Consider the following 17619-nt stretch of genomic DNA (forward strand, 5'->3'; position numbering starts at 1 on the left):
CATGCGCACCGCCGCCCTCGCCGCCGCGCTCCTCGCCCTCGCCGGCTGCAGCGCCGACCTGCAGGTCGACCGCGTCTGCGTGACCTCCCCCGGCTACACCGTCCCGAGCGCGCGGGTGCCGGGCGTCACCTCCGCCCCGCTGCCCCCGGTCCAGCTCGCCTTCGCGCTCGGCTCGACCGTGCCGGACCTGGCGCAGAGCGGCGTCCACGACGTCCAGGTCCTCTTCCGCTCCGCCGCGCTCGACTCGACGCAGAGCGCCGACTTCGTCACGACGCTCACCGTGAGCGCGGTCCCGCCCTCCGGGAGCACGCTGCCGAAGCTCCCGCTCGGCACCTACCAGCGCCCGGCCACCGGAGCCGGGACGTCGATCGAGGTCACCGGCGACGGGGCCGAGCTCTTCCCGTACCTCCAGTCCGGCCAGCTGGTGCTCGAGCTCTCGGGCACCGCCGATCCCAGCCAGGCGCCGGGCGGGAGCTTCACCGCCGGCGCGACGCTGTGCGCCGAGGTGAAGGCGGCCGTCAGCTACCTGTAGCGCGCGCTCAGCGCGCGGCGCACAGGAGCGGCAGGAAGGCCTCCGCGTAGGCCGCGGCCTTCCTGCGCCCGACGCCCTTCACCGCGGCGAGCTCGAGCTCGTCGCGCGGGCGCTGCTCCACCAGGGCGCGCAGCACGGCGTCGGAGAAGACGCAGTAGGCGGGGAGGCTGCGCTCGGCCGCGAGCTGCTTGCGGACGGCGCGCAGCGCCTCGAAGAGCTCGGCGCCCTCGGTGTCCATCGGCTCGGGCGGCGGGGGACGAGCCCCCGCCCTGCTCGCGCCGGACCCTGACCGCTCCTCGCGACCGTGGGCGCGGGCGGTGCGGACGGGCTTCGCCTCGGAGACGAGGTCGCCCCCGCCGCACAGGTCGCAGCTCTCGCGGCAGGGCTCGATCCTCTCGCCGAAGTGGCGCACCAGCGCCTGGTGGCGGCAGACCGCGTCCTCGGCCAGGCGGAACATCTCCCGCGCCTGCTTGCGCTGCAGCTCCGCCACCTCCGCGTCGCCGCCCTCGGCCAGCCGGTCCCAGCTCGCCACGTCGGCCCAGGAGTAGAAGAGCACGCAGTCGGAGGGCGCGCCGTCGCGGCCGGCGCGGCCGATCTCCTGGTAGTAGCCCTCGATGGAGCGGGGCATGTCGCGGTGGATGACGTAGCGGATGTCGGGCTTGTCGATGCCCATCCCGAACGCGACCGTGGCGCACACCACCTCCACCTCGCCCGACTGGAACGCGTCCTGGGCGCGGGTGCGGTCCTCCGGCTCCATCCCGGCGTGGTAGGCGGTGGCGCGCACGCCGTGGTCGCAGAGGAGCTCGGCGGTGGCCTCCACCGACTTCCGGGAGAGGCAGTAGACGATGCCGCTCTCGCCCGGGCGCGAGCGGACGAGGCGCAGGAGCGCGTCGCGCGTCTTGAGGCCGCGGCCGGCCATGGCGGCGCCGTGGCCGCGCCCCTCGCCCTTCTGGTAGGCGTGCAGCCGGAGGTTCGGGCGGAAGAAGGTGCCGCGGAGCACGAGCGGGTCGCGCATCCCGAGCTGGTCCGCGATGTCGCGGGTCACCTGCGCGGTGGCGGTGGCGGTGAGGGCGAGCACCGGCAGCCCGCCGAAGCGCGCCTTGAGGTCGCGCAGGTTGCGGTAGGCGGGGCGGAAGTCGTGGCCCCACTGGCTGATGCAGTGCGCCTCGTCCACCGCCAGGGCGGAGAGCCGCACGCCCTCGAGCGCGGCCCCGACCGACGCCTCCAGGCCCTCGGGCGCGGCGTAGACGAGCTCGAGCTCGCCGCGCCGGATGCGCTGCACGCGCGCGCGCCGCTCGTCCGGGTCGAGGCTCGAGTTGAGGAAGGTGGCGCGGACGCCCACCCGCGCCATGGCGTCCACCTGGTCCTTCATGAGCGCGATGAGCGGGGAGACGACCAGGGTGGTCCCCCCCAGCACGCGGGCCGGGATCTGGTAGGTGAGCGACTTCCCGGCGCCGGTGGGCATGACCCCGAGGCAGTCGCGCCCCGCGAGCACTGCCTCGATGATGGCCTCCTGCCCGGGCCGGAAGGCCTCGTGCCCGAAGACCTCGCGCAGCACCTGGCGGGCGGAGGCGCGGGGCCGGTCCGGCGGGGGGGCGCGCAGCGCCTCGGCCACCGCCTTGAGCGCCGCCAGCTCCCCGGGGCCGAAGAGGGCTCGCTCGCTGCGCCACAGCGCGCGGAGCGCCTCGAGCCGCGCCTCGCAGCGGCGCCGCAGCGCGAGGTCGCTCCGGTCGCCCGCGGCCCAGGCCGCCTCGAGCGCCTCGACCTCGCCGCGGACCTCGCGGGCGCGCGCCGGCCCATCGCTCGCGAAGAGCTCGAGGCTTTTCGTTGTGGGGGGCGGCACGGCCGGCGGAGTCTACACGAGACGGGCCGGCGGCTGCGCCTTCGGCGCTTTTCGCTCGCTGGCGCGAGCGGCCGCCGGCTGCGCCGACATGGACGTCGGGGGGCTCTGCCCCCCGACCCCCCCCCTCACGGAAGCGGCGGGCCCCAGAGGGACCCGCCGCCAGGACCGCAAAGGGGGGTGGCCTCGCCTACTTCATCACCTTCGCGTCCTCGATGATGACCGGGTAGGCGTAGCCCGCGCCGAAGTCCTTGTCGGTCACGATGACGCCCTTGGCGGTCACGACGTCGCCCACGCCGACCGCGTCGGAGGTGGTGACGGTGAGGTCGTTGGTCTTGCTGTCCGGCGAGCCGCTGCCGTCGCGGAGGTGGAGGAAGTTCTTCCCCATGACGGCGGTGAACTTGACCACCTGCCCGCGCACCGCCACCGGCTTGCCCTTCAGCTTCGCGCGCTGCGACCAGATCTCCTCGATGGTGCGGCCGTCGGCGCCGGCCGCCTTGGCGACCTTCTTCACCTCGACGTCGTTCGGGCCGGTCACCACCGCCTGGTGCTGCGCGGCGAGCTGCGCCGGGTTGGGGGGGCCACCGGCGCCCTCGCCCATCGCGGGGGGAGGCATCCCGCCGCCCATCGCGCCGCCGCCCATGGCGGGCGGCATGGGGGCCACCTCGCCGCCGGGCGCGGCCAGCGTGCCGAAGTACACCACGTCGAACTTGCGGTTCAGCTCCTTCGACTCGAAGTTCTGCATCGGGAAGGCGTTCCCGACGCCGACCTCGTCGCCCGCCTTCTTGTCGGTCCGGGTGACGGCCGCCCAGACCTCGCCGGACGCCGTGGCGAGCTTCAGGTAGCTGTACTGGGAGACGTCGATCTTCTCGAGGACCTTCCCGCGCAGGATCTGGCGGTCACCGCCGGCCGCCTGGGCAGCCGGCGCGCCGCCCGCGGCGGCGGGACGCTTCGGCGCCTCGGGCTTCTTGCAGGCCGCGAGGGCCAGGGTCACCACCGCCACAGTCAGCAGACGACGCATGGATACGAACCTCCAGAAGGTAGGGTCAAAAGGGCCCCGGATCGCGAGGGGGCGTACCATAACCCGCGAGGGAAGGGAATCGATCCACCAGCGGCAAGGAGCGCACGCCGGCCCCGGCGCCGCGCGGACGGCCGGCGCCTAGCCGCGCAGCTTGTAGCCGGTGCGGAGCATCGCGTAGGCGCCCGCCAGCGCGGCGGCCGCCAGCGCCGCGACGAGGCCCAGCCCGACCGCCGGGTGGGCGTCCGAGAGGCCGAGCATCCCGTAGCGCACCCCGTCGACCATGTAGAACACCGGGTTCACGAGCGTGAACTGGCGCAGGCCCGGCGTGAGCATCTTCGCCGAGTAGAAGACGCCGCCCAGGAAGGTGAGCGGCGTGATGATGAAGGTGGGGAAGAAGTTCACCTGCTCGAACGAGCTCGCCCAGACCGCGGTCATGAAGCCGAGCGCCGCGAAGGCGGTGGCGACGAGCAGGAGCATCAGCACCGCGAAGAGCGGGTGCGCCAGCTCGAACCCGGCGAAGGCGCCGGCGACCGCCCACATGACGGCGCCGACCAGCGCCCCGCGCAGCACGGCGGCGCCCACGAAGCCGGCCAGGACCTGACCGTACGAGAGCGGCGACACGAGCAGGTCGAAGATGGTCCCCTGCAGCTTCATGACGAACAGCGACGAGGCGCTGTTGAGGTAGGCGTTCGAGACCACCCCCAGCGTCACCAGCCCGGGGACGATGAAGCGGGCGTACGGCACCCCCTCCACCTCGCGCAGCCGGCTCCCGAGCGAGAAGCCGAACACGACGAAGTAGAGCGTGGTGGTGACGAGCGGCGAGAGCAGCGTCTGCCCGGGCACCCGCAGGAAGCGGCGCACCTCCTTGTCGAGCAGCGTGCGCAGGCCGAGCGAGCTCACGGCGCCTCCCGCGGCGCGGCCGCGGCGCTGGCGCCGCCGCCGCCGGCCCGGAGCAGGCTCACGAACACGTCCTCGAGCCGCATGCGCGTCGTCTCCACGTCCTTCACCTGGAGGCCCGAGCGGGCGAAGGCCGCCAGCGCCGCGCCGAAGGAGGCGCCGGGCGCGGCGTCCACCGCCACCACCAGCCCGTCCTCCTCGAGCCGCGCCCCCACCGCCGAGAGCTCGGGCGGCAGCGCCGAGGCCGGCGCCGCCAGCGTGGCGCGGAGCGTCTTGCCGGCGTGGCGGCGCATGAGCGCGTCCTTGTCGTCGAGCACGAGGAGGCGCCCGCGGTCGATGACGCCGATGCGGTCGGCCAGCTCCTCCGCCTCCTCCAGGTAGTGGGTGGTGAGCACGATGGTGGTGCCGCGGTCGCGCAGGAGCCGCACGTAGCGCCAGAGCGACTGCCGGAGCTCGACGTCCACCCCGGCGGTCGGCTCGTCGAGGAAGAGGACCTTGGGGTCGTGCACGAGCGCCTTGCCGATGAGCAGGCGCCGCTTCATGCCGCCGGAGAGGGCGCGGGTGTTGGCGCGCCGCTTCGCGACCAGGTCGAGCGCCTCGAGCAGCTCGACCAGGCGCGCCTCCGGGAGCTCCACGTCGAAGTACCCGGCCTGGATGCGGAGCGACTCCTCCACCGTGAAGAACGGGTCGAAGTTGATCTCCTGCGGGACGACCCCCACCGCGCGGCGCGTGAAGCGGTAGTCGCTCACCACGTCGCGGCCGAGCACGCGCACCTCGCCCTCGCTGGCGCGCAGGAGCCCGGCCACGATGGAGATGAGCGTGGTCTTGCCGGCGCCGTTCGGGCCCAGCAGGGCGAAGATCTCGCCCGCCTGGATGTCGAGCGTGACGCCCGCTAAGGCCTGGAAGGCGGCGAAGCGCTTCTTCACGCCGCGGAGGGTGACGACGGGGGTGGGCACGGGTCGCGCGCGAATGTAACACTCGGCGGCATGGGCCGCCGCTCGGTCTCGCTCCAGGATCAGGATCGCTGGGTCTTCAACCGGCTGGCCGGGGCGTACGCCGCGCGGCCCGGCTACCCCGGGGCGCTGGTGGAGCGGCTCGCCGCGCTCGCCGGCGGCCCCGGCGCGCGCGCCGCGGACCTGGGCGCGGGCGTCGGGCACCTGGCCCTGCCGCTCGCCGCCGCCGGGCTCGAGGTGAGCGCGGTGGAGCCGGCCCGCGCCATGCTCGACGCGCTCGCGCGGCGCGCCGCGGCCGCGCCCCGCCTGGCGCCGGTGCACGCCGCCGCCGAGGCGACCGGGCTCCCCGGCGGCGGCTTCGACCTCGTGCTCCTGGCCGACGCGGTGCAGTGGGTGGACCCGGAGCGATGCGGCGCGGAGGCGGCGCGCCTGCTCCGGCCCGGGGGGACGATCGCGCTGGTCGAGGCGCGGTTCGCCGACACGCCCTTCATGGAAGGGCTGGCCGCCCTCCTCGCCCGCGAGAACCCGAAGGCGCGGTCCCGCCCGGCCGGCGCGGGGCGGCAGCTCCTCGCCCTGGCGGCGCCCGGCGCCTCGCCGGCCGAGGAGCGCTTCCGGCAGGAGGCGGCGCTCGACCCGGCGGCGCTGGAGGGCGTCCTCCGCTCGCTCTCCTTCGCCGGCCCGGCGCTGGCGCCCGCGCGGCTGGCGGCGCTCCTGGCCGAGGCGGAGCGCCTGGCGGCGCGCGCCGGCGGGGCGCGCTTCGAGCGCGAGCTCACGCTCCGCTGGGCCCGCCGCCGGCCTCGAGCGGCTTGAGCACCGGGGCCTCGGCCCGCCAGCGCGCCAGCGCCTCGCGCCGCGCCCGCACCTCCTCCGCCAGGTGGCGCCGCAGCGGCGCGTCGAGCCGCCGGTCGAGGAAGAGGTGCGCCGAGCGCGTCAGCGCCGGCTCGAAGCCGCGCACGAGCTTGTGGTCGCCGCCCGCGCCCCCCTCGAAGGCGGCGAGGCCGCGCCGGATGCACTCGTCGACCGAGTGGTAGAGGCAGACGTTGAAGTGCAGGAAGGGGTGCTCCTCGCGGCAGCCCCAGTACCGGCCGTAGAGCCGCTCCGGCGAGGCCGCGTTGAAGGCCGCCGCCACCAGCGCGCCCCCGCGGCGCGCCTCGACGATCTCGAGCGCCTCCGGCATCGCGGCGAGGACCCGGCGGTAGAAGCCGCGGTTCACCCAGCGCATCCCCCACTCCATCCGGTCGACGCTGCGCCGGTGCAGCTCGAACATGGCGTCGGCCCAGGTGGTCGCCTCGGCCGCGAGCTCGCCGCCGCGCACGGTGCGCACGGCGATGCCCTGCCGCGCCGGCGCCGCGCGCTCGCGCCGGAGCGCGTTGCGCCGCTTCGAGCCGAAGCGCGCCAGGAACTCCTCCGGCGTCCGGTAGCCGGCGTTGCGCCAGTGGTACTGGAAGTCGATCCGCTCGGCCAGGCCGGCCCCGGCGAGCGCCGCCGCCTCGTCCTCGGCCGCGAAGAGCACGTGCACCGAGCGGTACCCCTCCTCCTCGGCCAGCGCGCGCGCCCCCGCCAGGAGGGCGGACGCCGCCGGGCCCCTCGGCTCGCCCGCCGCCACCAGGAGGCGCCGGCCGGTCGCGGGCGTGAAGGGCACCGCCAGGAGCAGCTTCGGGTAGTAGTCGAGCCCCGCGCGCTCGGCGGCCGCCGCCCACTCCCAGTCGCGCGAGAAGTCGCCGTCCGAGCCGTGTCGCGCGTAGGCGGGCGCCGCCGCGACGAGCTCGCCCCCGCGCCAGAGGGTGAGGTGGCGGGCGCGCCAGCCAGTCCGGAGCGACGCCGACCCCGACTGCTCCAGGGCGTCGAGGAAGGCGTGGCGGACGAACGGCCCGGCGGCGGCCGGCTCGTGCGCCGTGAGCGCGTCCCAGGCCGCCCCCGGCACCTCCGAGACCGCCTCCAGGACGCGTAGGGCGAGCGGCGGGTGCACCCGGAGGTTCCTAGCGGGGCGGGGCGGCGCCCGCCGCGGGAGGGCCGCCGGCCGCGCAGCCGGGCGTCCGGCCGGCGGTCCGTACCGATTCGCCTCGCCCCGGCGGGGCGCCTTGCCGGGGCCCCGCGCGGCGCGGAGGATCGAGGCACACGAACGGAGGCGCCCATGATCCCCTCGATGATCGACTCCTACCTGCGAGAGCACCGGCTGAGGTTCGAGCACTACGTGCACCCGCGCGCCGTGCCCGCCCAGCGGCTCGCGGCCGCGGAGCACGTGCCGGGCGCCCGCGTGGCGAAGGCGGTGGTGGTGAGCGTCGACGGTCACGTCGCGCTCGCCGTCGTCTCGGCCGCCACCCACGTCGACGCCGAGGTGCTGCGCCAGGCGCTCCACGCCCAGGAGGTGCACCTCGTCCCGGAGAGCCGGTTCGCCGACCGGTTCTGGCCGTGCGAGCCCGGCGCCGAGCCGCCGCTCTCGATGTTCGGCGTGCCCATCTACGTGGACGCCGACGTCGCCCGCGAGCCGTGGCTGCTCATGCGCGGCGGCACGCACGAGGACGCGATCCAGGTCGACACCGACGACTGGCTGCTCTCCGAGCGCGTCCGCATCGTCGAGGGGCTGGCCGCGCCGCCGGTGATGTGAACGGGTCAGCCGCTCTTGCCGTCCCCGGCGTCGCCGGTGCAGTCCGGCGCCGAGCTGCGAGGTGTCGGTGAGCGGGGCCGGTTAGGCGTTGCCCCGCGTCCGCGGCGCGTTCCGCGAGAGCGGCTCACGATCCGGTGCCGCGCTGCGGCTGCGTTCCCGCCGTGCCGCCGGTCGCTGGGCCCGGACCGCACGCCCCTGAAGTGCTTCCGCTGGCGGAGTTGATGGAGCACTCCGGTCCGCGTTCCTTCCGGAACTGGTCCATGTGCTCCCTCCCGAAGACGTGCTCCGCGTGCAGGGAATTATGGTTACGGCAAACCAGCCTCAGGTTGTCGGCCGTGCTGCGCCCGCCGAGCGCCACGGGCTGGATGTGATCGAGCTCCAGCATCCAGGTGCTCCCGCAGCGGCGGCCGTCCGGTGAGCACCAGGCGCAGGGCCCGCCGTCGCGCTTCCAGACCTCCCGCCTCACCGCGGCCGGGATGGGCTCGCGCTGGCCCGGAGCCGGTGCCGGAGGCGGCGCCTTCTCGGCCGGCGCTGGGCTCTTCCGCTGGCGCGACGGCTCGACCGCGCCGCGGCGCTTACCATGCTTCTCGATGGCACACTTCACCGCCTCGCGGAGGAGCGCGCCGAGCTCGCCGTTGCGGACCTTGTGGGCGAGGAGCGACTTCAGCTGGTCGAGGTCCTTCTTCAGCTCGGCGTCGATGGTGACCCGCAGCGAGTAGCTGTCGGCGTCGATGGCCTCGAGCGTGGCCCGGCGCGGTGGGGGAGGTCGCGGCGGCTCGAGCTGCGGCGGGCATGCCTCTGCTCCGGGGACTTCGAGCCTCGAGGGATTCCCCGAGGTCCCCGGGGCCCACCGCACCGCCCCCCGCGCCGCCTCGGGCTGTGGGGCGGGGGCTCGTCCCCCGCCGCGGTCGAGCTCGAGGCAGCCCGCCTCGAGCGGCCTCGAGAGCGCAGCCGCCGTCTCGACCGCCCCCGCCAGCCGCCGCAGCCCCTCCCGCGGCGCCCGCCTCGGTTGCAGCGTCGCCACGAGGTGCTCGGTCTCCGCCTTGGTCTTGAACGCGGCGCGCCCGACGACCTCCTCCCAGTTCCCCTCGGTGAGCACGGGCCCGAGCGCGGCGGCGGTGGAAAGGGAGAGCCGCCCGTCGCGCAGGGGCTCCGCGAGCCCCGGGCGCCGCCGCAGCACGCGCATCGCCGCGATGCGCCGGCCGGCGGCCCCCTCGCTGAGATGCAGCGCCCGGACGCACCACTCCCAGAGGGACGGGTATCCGCCCAGTCGTAAGCCGGACCACGCCCCGCCGCCTCGGACGCGCGGCCCCGGCTCGCGAGCGACGTTCCCCATCCGGCGGCGCCCGCCGCCGGGGCACCGCCCGCCACCTGCCGCGCCCCTCTTTGCCGAACACCAGTCGTTCGCGCGGCACCGCTCCGAATCTCGGGCGGGGGTTGCAGGGCCCCTTCCCCGGCCCTCCCCGCTTCGCGGCCGAGGCAGGAGAGAGAGCCAGCGAGCGCCAGGGAGCACCCGGCGGTCACGCCCCCGCGACCGCCTTCTCCCGCCGCCCGGCCCGCGCCCGGGCGCCGGCCGGCGCTCCGGCCACCACCAGCCGCGAGGGCGCGAGCGCCCACGCCACCACCAGCCCGCGCCCTTCGAGCCGGAGCTCCCCGCCCGGCTCGAGCACGTGGTCATCGCGGTCGCCCTCGCGCGTCACCAGCACGCACCCGGAGGTGGCCCGCAGCACCAGCCCCGCGCTCCCGGCCCGCAGGCGCAGGGTCGCGTCCCGCGCCAGCTCGTGCACGCCCTGCCTCCCTCCGTGCCCCGGCGCCCACCACCGCGTCGTCGTCATGGTGCTCCTCCTCGGCCTGGCCGCCTCGCCGGGCCACGCGGTGGATCCTGGTGCTCGCGCATCACTTCATCAATGCACGATCGAGCACGACGATCGTGCATCCATGCACGGGCCCCGTTACGTCCCCGGGATGCTCGCCTGGGACGACCTCCGCATCTTCCTCGCCGTCCACCGCACCCGCAGCCACGCCGGCGCGGCGCGGGCGCTCCGCGTCGCGCCCACCACGGTGGGGCGGCGGCTCGCGGCGCTGGAGGCGGCGGTCGGGGCGCGGCTCTTCACCCGCGCGCCGGAGGGGCTCGCCGCCACCGCCGCGGCGCGCGCCCTCCTGCCGCGCGCCGAGCGGGTCGAGGCGGAGGTGCTCGAGGCGGAGCGGGAGCTGGCCGGCGCCGACGCGCGCGCCACCGGCACGGTCCGCATCACCTGCGGCGACGGCTGGGCCACCTACGTGCTCGCGCCGGCCCTGCCGGCCTTCCTCGCGGCGCACCCGGGCCTGACGGTGGAGCTCGTGGGCGACGTCCGCGCCGTCGACCTCACCCGCGGCGAGGCGGACGTGGCGCTCCGCCACTTCCGCCCGCGCGAGCGGTCGCTGGTGGCGCGGCGGCTGGGGGACGAGCGGCTCGGGCTCTACGCGGCGCCCGCCTACCTCGCCCGCCGCGGCACGCCCCGCACCGCCCAGGACCTCGCCGCCCACGACCTCGTCCTGTTCGAGCGCGAGCTCGACCGGGCCCCCGGCCAGGCGTGGCTGCGGGAGGTCGCGGCCGGCGCGCGGGTGGCGCTCCGGACGCGCACCACCACCGCCATGCACGCGGCCTGCGCCGCCGGCGCCGGGGTGGCGCTGCTCATGGCCGAGGTGGTCGCCTCCGACCCGCGCTACGTCCGTGTCCTGCCTCGCCTGGAGCCGCCACCGAACGAGATCTGGGCGGTCACCCACCCCGACCTGCGCGCCGCCGCCCGCGTCAGCGTCGCGCTGCGCTGGCTGACGGAGCTGGCGCGGCGCCCCTGACGACCTCCGACCGGAGCGCGCTACCGCTTCCCGGCGGCGGGCCGGGCGCCCGCGCGCGCCACCAGGGCCGCCAGCTCGCGCTCGAGCAGCTTCTCGCTGCCCAGGTTCACCTCGACGAGCCGCCGCAGGTGCGCGGCGCTGTCGAGGTCGAGCTCGCGGCAGCTCACGCCGATCTCGCGGCCGCGGGCGTGCGCTATCTCACCGCGCATGAGGATGGTGGCCGGGCCCTGGTCGAGCTGGACGAGGAGCCGGCACGCCTGCCCCCCGACGGCCACCAGGGGGGCGCGGGTCCGGACGAGCGCGCCGCGCAGCGAGATGTCCACGAGCTCGCAGGCGGTGCGCGCCGCGCCGATCTCGAGCGCGGCCGGCCGGGAGAGCGCGATGCGGGAGAAGTCGCGCCGTTCGGCGTGCGAGGCGACGGTGGTCATGGAGCACCTCCGGACGCGGCGCGCGTCCCAGCTCGATGCTCCTCCTCGCCCGCTGCGCAGGCGAGTCCCGCGATCCGGTGAGGCGCGCCGCACTGGGCCGCCGGACCCGCCCCGCCCGCTACGGGTGCGCCGCCTGATCCTCGGCGCCGGCCGGGTAGCCCTGGCCGGGCCGCGCGCCCTGCGCGAGCCGCTCGACCAGCGCGTCGCTGAACGCCTCGAGGTCGTCCGGCTTGCGGCTCGTGATCCAGTTCCGGTCCTCCACCACCTCGGCGTCCTTCACCTGTGCGCCGAGCTGCCGGAGGTCCTCCTGGATGGTGGGCCAGGCCGTGAGGGTCCGCCCCTTCACGAGCCCGGCGGTGATGAGGAGCTGCGGCCCGTGGCACACGGCGGCGATGGGGCGCTGCGCCGCGTCGAACGCCTTCACGAACTGCACGAACCGAGGGTCGATCCGCAGGTGGTCCGGCGAGTAGCCGCCCGGGATGAGGAGGGCCACGTAGTCGTCGGGCTTCGCCTCCGCGATCCCCTTCTCGGCGGTGAGCTTCTCCCGGCCCGCCTTGCCGGCGATGGTCTGGCCCGCCTTGGCGCCGATGAGGTCCACCTGGTACCCCTCGCTCCTGAGCCGGTCGTAGGGGACGCGGAACTCCGAGTCCTCGAAGCCGTCGCCGATGATGCACGCCACGCGCGCGCGCTGCGCCATGTGTTCCTCCTGAGGGGGGCGCCTCCTCGCGGACGGCCGCCCCGCGGTGGTTGGGGAGCCGGTAACCTGCGCATCGGATCGGGGCCGGGCGAGGGCGTGCGCGCGGCGCCCGATCCGCAGTAGAACCGGCCAGCATGCCCGAGACCGCCACCACCACGGCCGCCCGGCCGCCCGAGCCCACCCGCACCCGCACGCTCGTGCCGCACGAGCACGGCGCCTACGGGCAGCTCCTCCTGCCCCTCGTGACCGCGCTGGCGCTGGGCCGCCCGACCGCCGCCGCGCTGCTCCTCACCTACGCGCTCGTCGCCGCGTTCGTCGCGCACGAGTCGCTGCTGGTGGTGCTCGGCCAGCGGGGCGTGCGCGCCACCGCCGGCGACGGCGCCCGCGCGCGACGGGTGCTCCTCCTGCTGGGCGCCCAGGCGGCCGCCACCGGCCTCGCCGGCCTCGTCCTCGCCCCGCCGCTCGCGCGGGCGGCGCTCGCGCTGCCGGCCGCGCTGGCGGCGGTGGTGAGCTGGCTCGTCGCGGCGCGGAAGGAGAAGACGCTCGCGGGCGAGGTGGTGGTCGCGGCCGCCCTCTCCTCGGGCGCGCTGGCGGTCGGGCTCGCGGCGGGCGCTCCACCCGCCTGGGCGGTGGGGGCGTGGCTCACCTGGCTGCTCGCCTTCACCACCGCCACGCTGGCGGTGCAGGCGGTGCTGGTGCGCGCCCGCACGAAGGGAGCCCGCGATCCCGGCCTCGCGTACGCCGCGGCGGCGCTGGCGCTCGTCGGCGGCGCGTTCGCCGCGGTGCCGCTGGCCGGCCTGCCCCGGGCGGCGCCGGTGGCGCTCGCCCCCACCGCCGCGCTCTCGGTCGCGGTCTGCCTGGCGCGCGTCTCCGCCAAGCGCCTGCGGGAGCTCGGCTGGGCCATCGTGGCGAGCGGCGTGGTGACGCTGCTCCTGCTGGTGGGCGGCCTGCGGTGGATCGGGTAGGCCGGGAAGGCGAGCCGCGGGCCGGGGTCTGGTAGATTCGGCGCGTGCGCATCCTGCTCTCGAACGACGACGGCGTGCACGCGCCGGGGCTGGCCGCGCTGGCGGGCGCCTTCCCGGACGACGAGGTGTGGGTGGTCGCGCCCGACCGCGAGCAGTCCGCGACGAGCCACTCCATCTCGCTCCACCGGCCGCTGCGCCTCGCCGAGGTGGCGCCGCGCTGGTACGCGGTGGACGGGACGCCCACCGACGCGGTCTACATGGGGCTCAACCTCGTGCTGCGCGGCAGGCGGCCCGACGTGGTCCTGTCGGGCGTGAACCACGGCCCGAACCTCGGCACGGACGTCCTCTACTCCGGCACCGTCGCCGCGGCGATGGAGGGGGCGCTCCTCGGCTGCCACGCGATCGCGGTGTCGCTGGCGGGGCCGCCCCCGCACGCGTTCGAGCACGCGGTGGCCTTCGCGGCCGCCCTGGCGCGGCGGCTGGTGCAGCACCCCCCCGCGGCGCCGGCGCTCCTCAACGTGAACGTGCCGCCGGGGCCGGTGAAGGGGTTCCGCTTCGCGCGGCTCGGCCGGCGCACCTACGGCAACGAGGTGGTGGAGAAGCGCGACCCGCGCGGCCGCCCGTACTACTGGATCGGCGGCGAGGGGGGCGCGGTCAACGAGGACATCCCCCACTCCGACTGCAACTGCGTCTTCCAGGAAGGGCTCGTCTCGGTGTCGCCGCTCCACCTCGACTGGACCCACGGCGCGCTCCTCGACGAGATGCGGAGCTGGACGGTCGAGGGCTATCGCAAGGAGCCCATCCCGTGAGGCGCGCCGCGCCCGGCCTGGCGCTGGCGCTCGCCCTGGCCGCCTGCGCGCACCGCCCGCCCGGCCCCGCCGGCGGCCCCCCGGTCCCGCTCACCAGCCCGGAGCCGCACGTCGAGCCGGACCTGGTCGGGGTGACGCACGTCGTGAAGAAGGGCGAGACGGTCTACCGGATCGCGCGCGCCTACGGGGTGCCGGTGCAGGAGCTGCTGGAGGTGAACGACCTCTCCGACCCGCGGCAGCTCGCGGTCGGGATGGAGCTGTTCGTGCCGGGCGCGGCGCGCGCGGTGGAGGTGCCGGGCGCGGCCGGGGCCGGTCCCGCCGAGGAGGAGCCGCTGCCCCGCCTCGACCGCGCCCCCCCGGCGCGCCTGCGCTGGCCGCTGCAGGGCGTCCTCTACAGCCGCTACGGCGTCCGGCAGGGGCAGCGCCACGACGGGATCGACATCGCCGCGCCGGAGGGGACCGCGGTCGGGGCCGCCGAGGCCGGCACGGTGGTCTTCGCCGGCGAGCAGTCTGGCTACGGCTCGATCGTCATCGTCCGCCACGAGGGCGGGCTGCTCACCCTCTACGCCCACGCGAGCGCGCTGCTGGTGCGCCAGGGCGAGCGCGTCGCCGCCGGCCAGGTCATCGCCCGGGTCGGCCAGTCCGGCCGGACCACCGGTCCGCACCTGCACTTCGAGGTGCGAGAGGGTACGCGGCCGCGCAACCCGCTCACCTACCTCCCCTAGGCGCGCGCCTCGGCCGCGGACCCGAGGGGTGATAGGCTGGGCGCCTCCGGAGAGCCCATGACGAACGAGCTGCGCGCCAGCATCCGCGACGTGCCCGACTTCCCGAAGAAGGGCATCGTCTTCAAGGACATCACCCCCGTCCTCGCCGACGCCAGGCTCTTCCGCGGGGTCATCGACGCGCTCGCCGAGCGCTACCGCGGGCTCGGCATCGGGAAGGTCGTCGGGATCGAGTCGCGCGGCTTCATCTTCGCGGCGCCGCTGGCGGTGGCCCTGGGCGCGGGGCTCGCCATCGTGCGCAAGCCGGGCAAGCTGCCCTGGCGCACCGTCCGCGAGGTGTACGCGCTCGAGTACGGCGAGGACGCGCTCGAGATGCACCTCGACGCGGTCGGGCCGGGGGAGCGGGTGCTGGTGGTGGACGACGTGCTCGCCACCGGCGGCACCGCCGGGGCGGTGGGCCGGCTCGTGACGCGCCAGGGCGCGGAGCTGGTGGGGTTCGCCTTCCTGCTCGAGCTGGGGTTCCTGCACGGCGCCCGGCGCCTCGGCGCCGGCAAGGTCCACGCGCTCGTCCAGTACTGAGGCGTTAGAACAGGGGGCGTGCCCGCCGCGCCGCCGCCCTCCGACCACCTGAAGTTCCTCGGGACCGCCGGGGCCCGGCACGTGGTCGCCACGCAGGTGCGCCACTCGGGCGGGCTCGTCTACGCGCTGGGCGGCTTCAGGCTGTGGGTCGATCCGGGCCCGGGGGCGCTCGTGCGCGCGCTCGCCTCGCGCCCGAAGCTCGACCCGGCGCGGGTCGACGCGCTCTACCTCTCGCACCGCCACCTCGATCACGCGGGCGACGCCACGGCGGTGCTGGAGGCGATGACCGGCGGCGGCTTCAAGCGGCGCGCGGCGCTCTTCGCGCCGGGCGACGCGCTCGAGGACGACCCGGTGGTGTTCCGGTATGCCCAGGCGTTCCCGGCCCGGATCGAGCGGCTTCGGGCGGGCGGCGCCTGGGAGCTCGCGCCGGGGATCACGCTCGCGACCCCGCTCGCGCACGACCACGGCGTCGAGACCTACGGCTACCGCCTCACCGCGCCCGGGGTCTCGGTCGGGCACGTGGTGGACACCTTCTGGATGGACGCGCTCGCGGAGGCGTACGCCGGCGTCGAGGTGCTGCTCGTGAACACCACCCGGCTCCAGGGCGGCGACCGCCGCCTGCTCCACCTCGGCGCGGACGACGCCGAGCGGCTCATCGCGGCGGTGCGACCCCGGCTGGCGGTGCTGACGCACTTCGGGATGCAGCTCGTCCGGGAGGGTCCGGAGCGCGTGGCGCTCGCCATCTCGGAGCGGACCGGCGTCCCGACCCTGGCGGCGCGCGACGGTCAATCGCTGCCGCTGCCGCCCCCTCTCCCCGCCCCTCACCCGGGGGAAGATGGTAGAGAGGGGCCGTGACCCTCGCCTCGGCCCCGCTCATCGGCGCCCGCGTCCTCGCCGCCTGGGACGAGACCCCGGCGCTCCGCGCGGTCAGGCTCCAGCTGCCGCCGGACGCCGCGCGCGCGCACGAGCGCCCGGGCCAGGTGGTGAAGCTCCACACGTCGGCCGGCGAGGCGTACTTCGCGCTCGCCAGCGCGCCGGACCCCGCCGGCATGGTCGACCTGCTCGTGAAGCGCGGGGGCAAGGTGGCCGACGCGGCCGTGGCGGCGGCGCTGCCCGGCGCCGACATGGCCATCACCGCGCCGTTCGGGAAGGGGTTCCCGGTCGAGGAGGGGCACGGCCGGCACGTGCTGCTCTTCGCCGCCGGCTCCGGCATCGCGCCCATCCGCGCACTCGTCCAGCACGTGCTCGCGCACCGCGAGGAGTTCGACCGCGTCACGCTCTTCTACGGCCAGCGGCGCGGCCGCGACTTCGCGTACCAGCGCGAGCACCTCGCCTGGGAGCGCGGGGGCGTGCGGGTGGTGCTCTGCCCGTCGCAGGAGGACGAGGCCTGGCCGGGCGTCCGCGGGCGGGTACAGGAGGTGGCGCGCTCCCTCGCCTTCGGCGGCGCGCCGCCGGAGAGCTCGGTCGCCTTCGCCTGCGGCATGACGGCGATGGTGGACGACGTGCGGGCCACCCTCGCCCGCGCCGGCATCCCACCCCAGCGCGTGCATCTGAACTTCTAGCGGGGCGTGCCGCCCCGCCCGTCCAAAGCTTCGCCCTCCCCCGCTGCGCGGGGCCCCCTCCTCTTCAGCCACCTTCGCCGCCACCGCCCGGCCCGCGGACGCGGTAAGAAGAGCCATGGTCCCGGCCCGCACCGCGCACGCCGTCTTCATCCTCCTGGCGCTCCTCGCGCTCGCGCTGCTCGTCGTCATCCTGCTGCCCCTGTGGACGCCGCTCTTCGTGGCGGCGGTGCTGGCGGGGGCGCTCGGCCCGGCCACCACCCGGCTCGCGGCGGCCCTGGGGGAGCGGCGCAAGCTCGCCGCCGGGCTGCTCACCGCGGCGGTGCTGGTGGCGGTGGTCGCCCCGCTCTCCGCGCTGGGCGCGGTCCTCGTCCCGCAGATCCAGGCCGGCGTGGGCTGGCTGCGGCAGGTGCTGGCGAGCCACGCGCTCCAGAACGTGGTCGAGCACGTCCCGGCGTCACTGCGGCCCTTCGCGGAGCGGCTGGCCGAGGCGGTGCCGTCGAGCCTGGGGCGGCTGCAGGAGCTCGCCGCGTCCGAGGGGGCGCGGGCCGCCACGGTGCTGGGGAGCGTCGTCTCCACCACCGGCAGCGTGCTGTTCCAGAGCATCCTGACCCTGGTCGCGCTCTACTTCCTCCTGCTCGACGGGCCCGCGCTGGTGGAGTGGCTCAACGAGGCCATCCCGGTGAAGCGGGGGCAGGTCTCCGAGCTCCTGCGCGACTTCCGGCGCGTCACGGTGACCGTGCTCGTCTCCACCATCGCCACCGGCGGCGTGCAGTCGGTCCTCGCCACCGTCGGCTACTACTTCGCGGGGGTGCCGAACCCGATCTTCTTCGGGGTCACCACCTTCATCGTGTCGCTCATCCCATTCCTGGGCGCCACCGTGATGGTGGTGGCGCTGGGACTGGTCCAGCTCCTCACCGGCCACACCGCCGCGGGCGTGGGCCTCACCCTGTTCGGGATCGGGGTGGTGGGCATGATCGACAACGTCGTGAAGCCGCTCTTCATCCGCGGGGGCGTGCCGATCCATGGCGCGGTCATCTTCTTCGCGCTCTTCGGCGGGCTCGCCGCCTTCGGCCCGATCGGCTTCCTGGTCGGCCCGCTCGCCGTCACCTTCGTGGTGGCGGTGGTGCGGATGTACCGCCGCGACTTCGGCGCCTAGCGGCGGGCCGGC

General features: G+C 76.1%; 20 protein-coding genes. 11 read left to right on the forward strand and 9 right to left on the reverse strand.

Translation table 11 applies throughout. The features are described from left to right. The first annotated feature begins 1 nt into the window (after position 1). Positions 2 to 532 carry a hypothetical protein gene (locus HWY08_RS00445; protein ID WP_176062156.1) on the forward strand — a complete coding sequence of 177 codons (531 nt, stop codon included), beginning with the start codon at positions 2 to 4 and terminating at the stop codon, positions 530 to 532. Between the two features lie 7 nt (positions 533 to 539). On the opposite strand, the gene HWY08_RS00450 is transcribed toward HWY08_RS00445, so the two are convergent. The 4 genes from HWY08_RS00450 to HWY08_RS00465 form a co-directional block, all read right to left on the reverse strand. Continuing rightward, positions 540 to 2375, reverse strand: coding sequence for a RecQ family ATP-dependent DNA helicase (locus tag HWY08_RS00450; RefSeq protein WP_176062157.1), 1836 nt, complete (start codon positions 2373 to 2375; stop codon positions 540 to 542). Between the two features lie 187 nt (positions 2376 to 2562). Then, the gene (locus HWY08_RS00455; RefSeq protein ID WP_176062158.1) at positions 2563 to 3393 is read right to left on the reverse strand and encodes a nucleotide-binding protein; all 831 of its coding nucleotides are present in this window, start codon (positions 3391 to 3393) and stop codon (positions 2563 to 2565) included. A 138-nt stretch (positions 3394 to 3531) separates the two neighbouring features. Then, a complete protein-coding gene (locus HWY08_RS00460) occupies positions 3532 to 4293 on the reverse strand; it encodes an ABC transporter permease (protein ID WP_176062159.1) in 762 nt (253 codons plus the stop codon). Then, positions 4290 to 5246, reverse strand: a complete 957-nt coding sequence (locus HWY08_RS00465) for an ABC transporter ATP-binding protein (protein WP_176062160.1) — start codon at positions 5244 to 5246, stop codon at positions 4290 to 4292. Before HWY08_RS00465 ends, HWY08_RS00460 begins: the two co-directional genes overlap by 4 nt. 30 nt (positions 5247 to 5276) lie before the next feature. Between HWY08_RS00465 and HWY08_RS22070 the strand changes: the two genes are divergently transcribed. Beyond that, positions 5277 to 6053, forward strand: a complete 777-nt coding sequence (locus HWY08_RS22070) for a class I SAM-dependent methyltransferase (protein WP_176062161.1) — start codon at positions 5277 to 5279, stop codon at positions 6051 to 6053. Here the strand turns inward: HWY08_RS22070 and HWY08_RS00475 are convergent. Continuing rightward, the gene (locus HWY08_RS00475; RefSeq protein ID WP_235969380.1) at positions 6013 to 7212 is read right to left on the reverse strand and encodes a GNAT family N-acetyltransferase; all 1200 of its coding nucleotides are present in this window, start codon (positions 7210 to 7212) and stop codon (positions 6013 to 6015) included. The two genes, HWY08_RS22070 and HWY08_RS00475, sit on opposite strands and share 41 nt — an antisense overlap. A gap of 165 nt (positions 7213 to 7377) precedes the next feature. Here HWY08_RS00475 and HWY08_RS00480 point away from each other — a divergent pair, with 165 nt between their 5' ends. Continuing rightward, complete coding sequence (locus tag HWY08_RS00480; RefSeq protein ID WP_176062162.1) at positions 7378 to 7851, forward strand: aminoacyl-tRNA deacylase; 474 nt, start codon at positions 7378 to 7380, stop codon at positions 7849 to 7851. A gap of 124 nt (positions 7852 to 7975) precedes the next feature. On the opposite strand, the gene HWY08_RS00485 is transcribed toward HWY08_RS00480, so the two are convergent. Both HWY08_RS00485 and HWY08_RS00490 read right to left on the reverse strand, forming a co-directional pair. Further along, positions 7976 to 9037, reverse strand: a complete 1062-nt coding sequence (locus tag HWY08_RS00485) for an HNH endonuclease (RefSeq protein WP_176062163.1) — start codon at positions 9035 to 9037, stop codon at positions 7976 to 7978. A gap of 334 nt (positions 9038 to 9371) precedes the next feature. Further along, positions 9372 to 9686 carry a DUF2917 domain-containing protein gene (locus HWY08_RS00490; protein ID WP_176062164.1) on the reverse strand — a complete coding sequence of 105 codons (315 nt, stop codon included), beginning with the start codon at positions 9684 to 9686 and terminating at the stop codon, positions 9372 to 9374. Positions 9687 to 9789: 103 nt separating this feature from the next. On the opposite strand from HWY08_RS00490, the gene HWY08_RS00495 reads away from it, so the two are divergent. Next, complete coding sequence (locus HWY08_RS00495) at positions 9790 to 10689, forward strand: LysR family transcriptional regulator (RefSeq protein ID WP_176062165.1); 900 nt, start codon at positions 9790 to 9792, stop codon at positions 10687 to 10689. Positions 10690 to 10709: 20 nt separating this feature from the next. Here HWY08_RS00495 and HWY08_RS00500 read toward each other — a convergent pair whose 3' ends face one another. Together HWY08_RS00500 and HWY08_RS00505 are read right to left on the reverse strand one after the other, a co-directional pair. Further along, positions 10710 to 11117: a PilZ domain-containing protein gene (locus tag HWY08_RS00500; RefSeq protein ID WP_176062166.1), complete on the reverse strand. Its 408-nt coding sequence runs from the start codon at positions 11115 to 11117 to the stop codon at positions 10710 to 10712. A gap of 118 nt (positions 11118 to 11235) precedes the next feature. Next, complete coding sequence (locus HWY08_RS00505) at positions 11236 to 11814, reverse strand: type 1 glutamine amidotransferase domain-containing protein (protein WP_176062167.1); 579 nt, start codon at positions 11812 to 11814, stop codon at positions 11236 to 11238. A 134-nt stretch (positions 11815 to 11948) separates the two neighbouring features. On the opposite strand from HWY08_RS00505, the gene HWY08_RS00510 reads away from it, so the two are divergent. The 7 genes from HWY08_RS00510 to HWY08_RS00540 all read left to right on the forward strand — a co-directional run bounded on the left by HWY08_RS00510 (position 11949) and on the right by HWY08_RS00540 (position 17607). Then, on the forward strand, positions 11949 to 12779 hold the full coding sequence (locus tag HWY08_RS00510) for a YwiC-like family protein (RefSeq protein ID WP_176062168.1): 831 nt from the start codon (positions 11949 to 11951) through the stop codon (positions 12777 to 12779). A gap of 44 nt (positions 12780 to 12823) precedes the next feature. Further along, complete coding sequence (gene surE / locus HWY08_RS00515) at positions 12824 to 13588, forward strand: 5'/3'-nucleotidase SurE (RefSeq protein ID WP_176062169.1); 765 nt, start codon at positions 12824 to 12826, stop codon at positions 13586 to 13588. Next, positions 13585 to 14313: a M23 family metallopeptidase gene (locus tag HWY08_RS00520; RefSeq protein WP_176062170.1), complete on the forward strand. Its 729-nt coding sequence runs from the start codon at positions 13585 to 13587 to the stop codon at positions 14311 to 14313. Before surE ends, HWY08_RS00520 begins: the two co-directional genes overlap by 4 nt. Positions 14314 to 14370: 57 nt before the next feature. After that, on the forward strand, positions 14371 to 14889 hold the full coding sequence (locus HWY08_RS00525) for an adenine phosphoribosyltransferase (protein WP_176062171.1): 519 nt from the start codon (positions 14371 to 14373) through the stop codon (positions 14887 to 14889). A gap of 18 nt (positions 14890 to 14907) precedes the next feature. Beyond that, positions 14908 to 15744, forward strand: a complete 837-nt coding sequence (locus tag HWY08_RS00530) for an MBL fold metallo-hydrolase (protein WP_235969381.1) — start codon at positions 14908 to 14910, stop codon at positions 15742 to 15744. Further along, on the forward strand, positions 15741 to 16451 hold the full coding sequence (locus HWY08_RS00535; protein ID WP_235969382.1) for a ferredoxin reductase domain-containing protein: 711 nt from the start codon (positions 15741 to 15743) through the stop codon (positions 16449 to 16451). The genes HWY08_RS00530 and HWY08_RS00535 overlap by 4 nt, the downstream gene beginning before the upstream one ends. A 115-nt stretch (positions 16452 to 16566) precedes the next feature. Next, a complete protein-coding gene (locus HWY08_RS00540; RefSeq protein WP_176062172.1) occupies positions 16567 to 17607 on the forward strand; it encodes an AI-2E family transporter in 1041 nt (346 codons plus the stop codon). Positions 17608 to 17619 lie beyond the last annotated feature (12 nt).

The sequence above is a fragment of the Anaeromyxobacter diazotrophicus genome (assembly GCF_013340205.1).
GTDB lineage: Bacteria > Myxococcota > Myxococcia > Myxococcales > Anaeromyxobacteraceae > Anaeromyxobacter_A > Anaeromyxobacter_A diazotrophicus.

Excerpts from the sequence above, each read along its gene's own strand:
- HWY08_RS00480 (WP_176062162.1), top strand. The coding sequence starts at position 7,378 with ATGATCCCCTCGATGATCGACTCCTACCTGCGAGAGCACCGGCTGAGG.
- HWY08_RS22070 (WP_176062161.1), top strand. The coding sequence starts at position 5,277 with ATGGGCCGCCGCTCGGTCTCGCTCCAGGATCAGGATCGCTGGGTCTTC.
- HWY08_RS00485 (WP_176062163.1), bottom strand. The coding sequence starts at position 9,037 with ATGCGCGTGCTGCGGCGGCGCCCGGGGCTCGCGGAGCCCCTGCGCGAC.
- HWY08_RS00500 (WP_176062166.1), bottom strand. The coding sequence starts at position 11,117 with ATGACCACCGTCGCCTCGCACGCCGAACGGCGCGACTTCTCCCGCATC.
- HWY08_RS00510 (WP_176062168.1), top strand. The coding sequence starts at position 11,949 with ATGCCCGAGACCGCCACCACCACGGCCGCCCGGCCGCCCGAGCCCACC.
- HWY08_RS00540 (WP_176062172.1), top strand. The coding sequence starts at position 16,567 with ATGGTCCCGGCCCGCACCGCGCACGCCGTCTTCATCCTCCTGGCGCTC.
- HWY08_RS00525 (WP_176062171.1), top strand. The coding sequence starts at position 14,371 with ATGACGAACGAGCTGCGCGCCAGCATCCGCGACGTGCCCGACTTCCCG.
- HWY08_RS00445 (WP_176062156.1), top strand. The coding sequence starts at position 2 with ATGCGCACCGCCGCCCTCGCCGCCGCGCTCCTCGCCCTCGCCGGCTGC.
- HWY08_RS00505 (WP_176062167.1), bottom strand. The coding sequence starts at position 11,814 with ATGGCGCAGCGCGCGCGCGTGGCGTGCATCATCGGCGACGGCTTCGAG.
- HWY08_RS00455 (WP_176062158.1), bottom strand. The coding sequence starts at position 3,393 with ATGCGTCGTCTGCTGACTGTGGCGGTGGTGACCCTGGCCCTCGCGGCC.
- HWY08_RS00495 (WP_176062165.1), top strand. The coding sequence starts at position 9,790 with ATGCACGGGCCCCGTTACGTCCCCGGGATGCTCGCCTGGGACGACCTC.
- HWY08_RS00490 (WP_176062164.1), bottom strand. The coding sequence starts at position 9,686 with ATGACGACGACGCGGTGGTGGGCGCCGGGGCACGGAGGGAGGCAGGGC.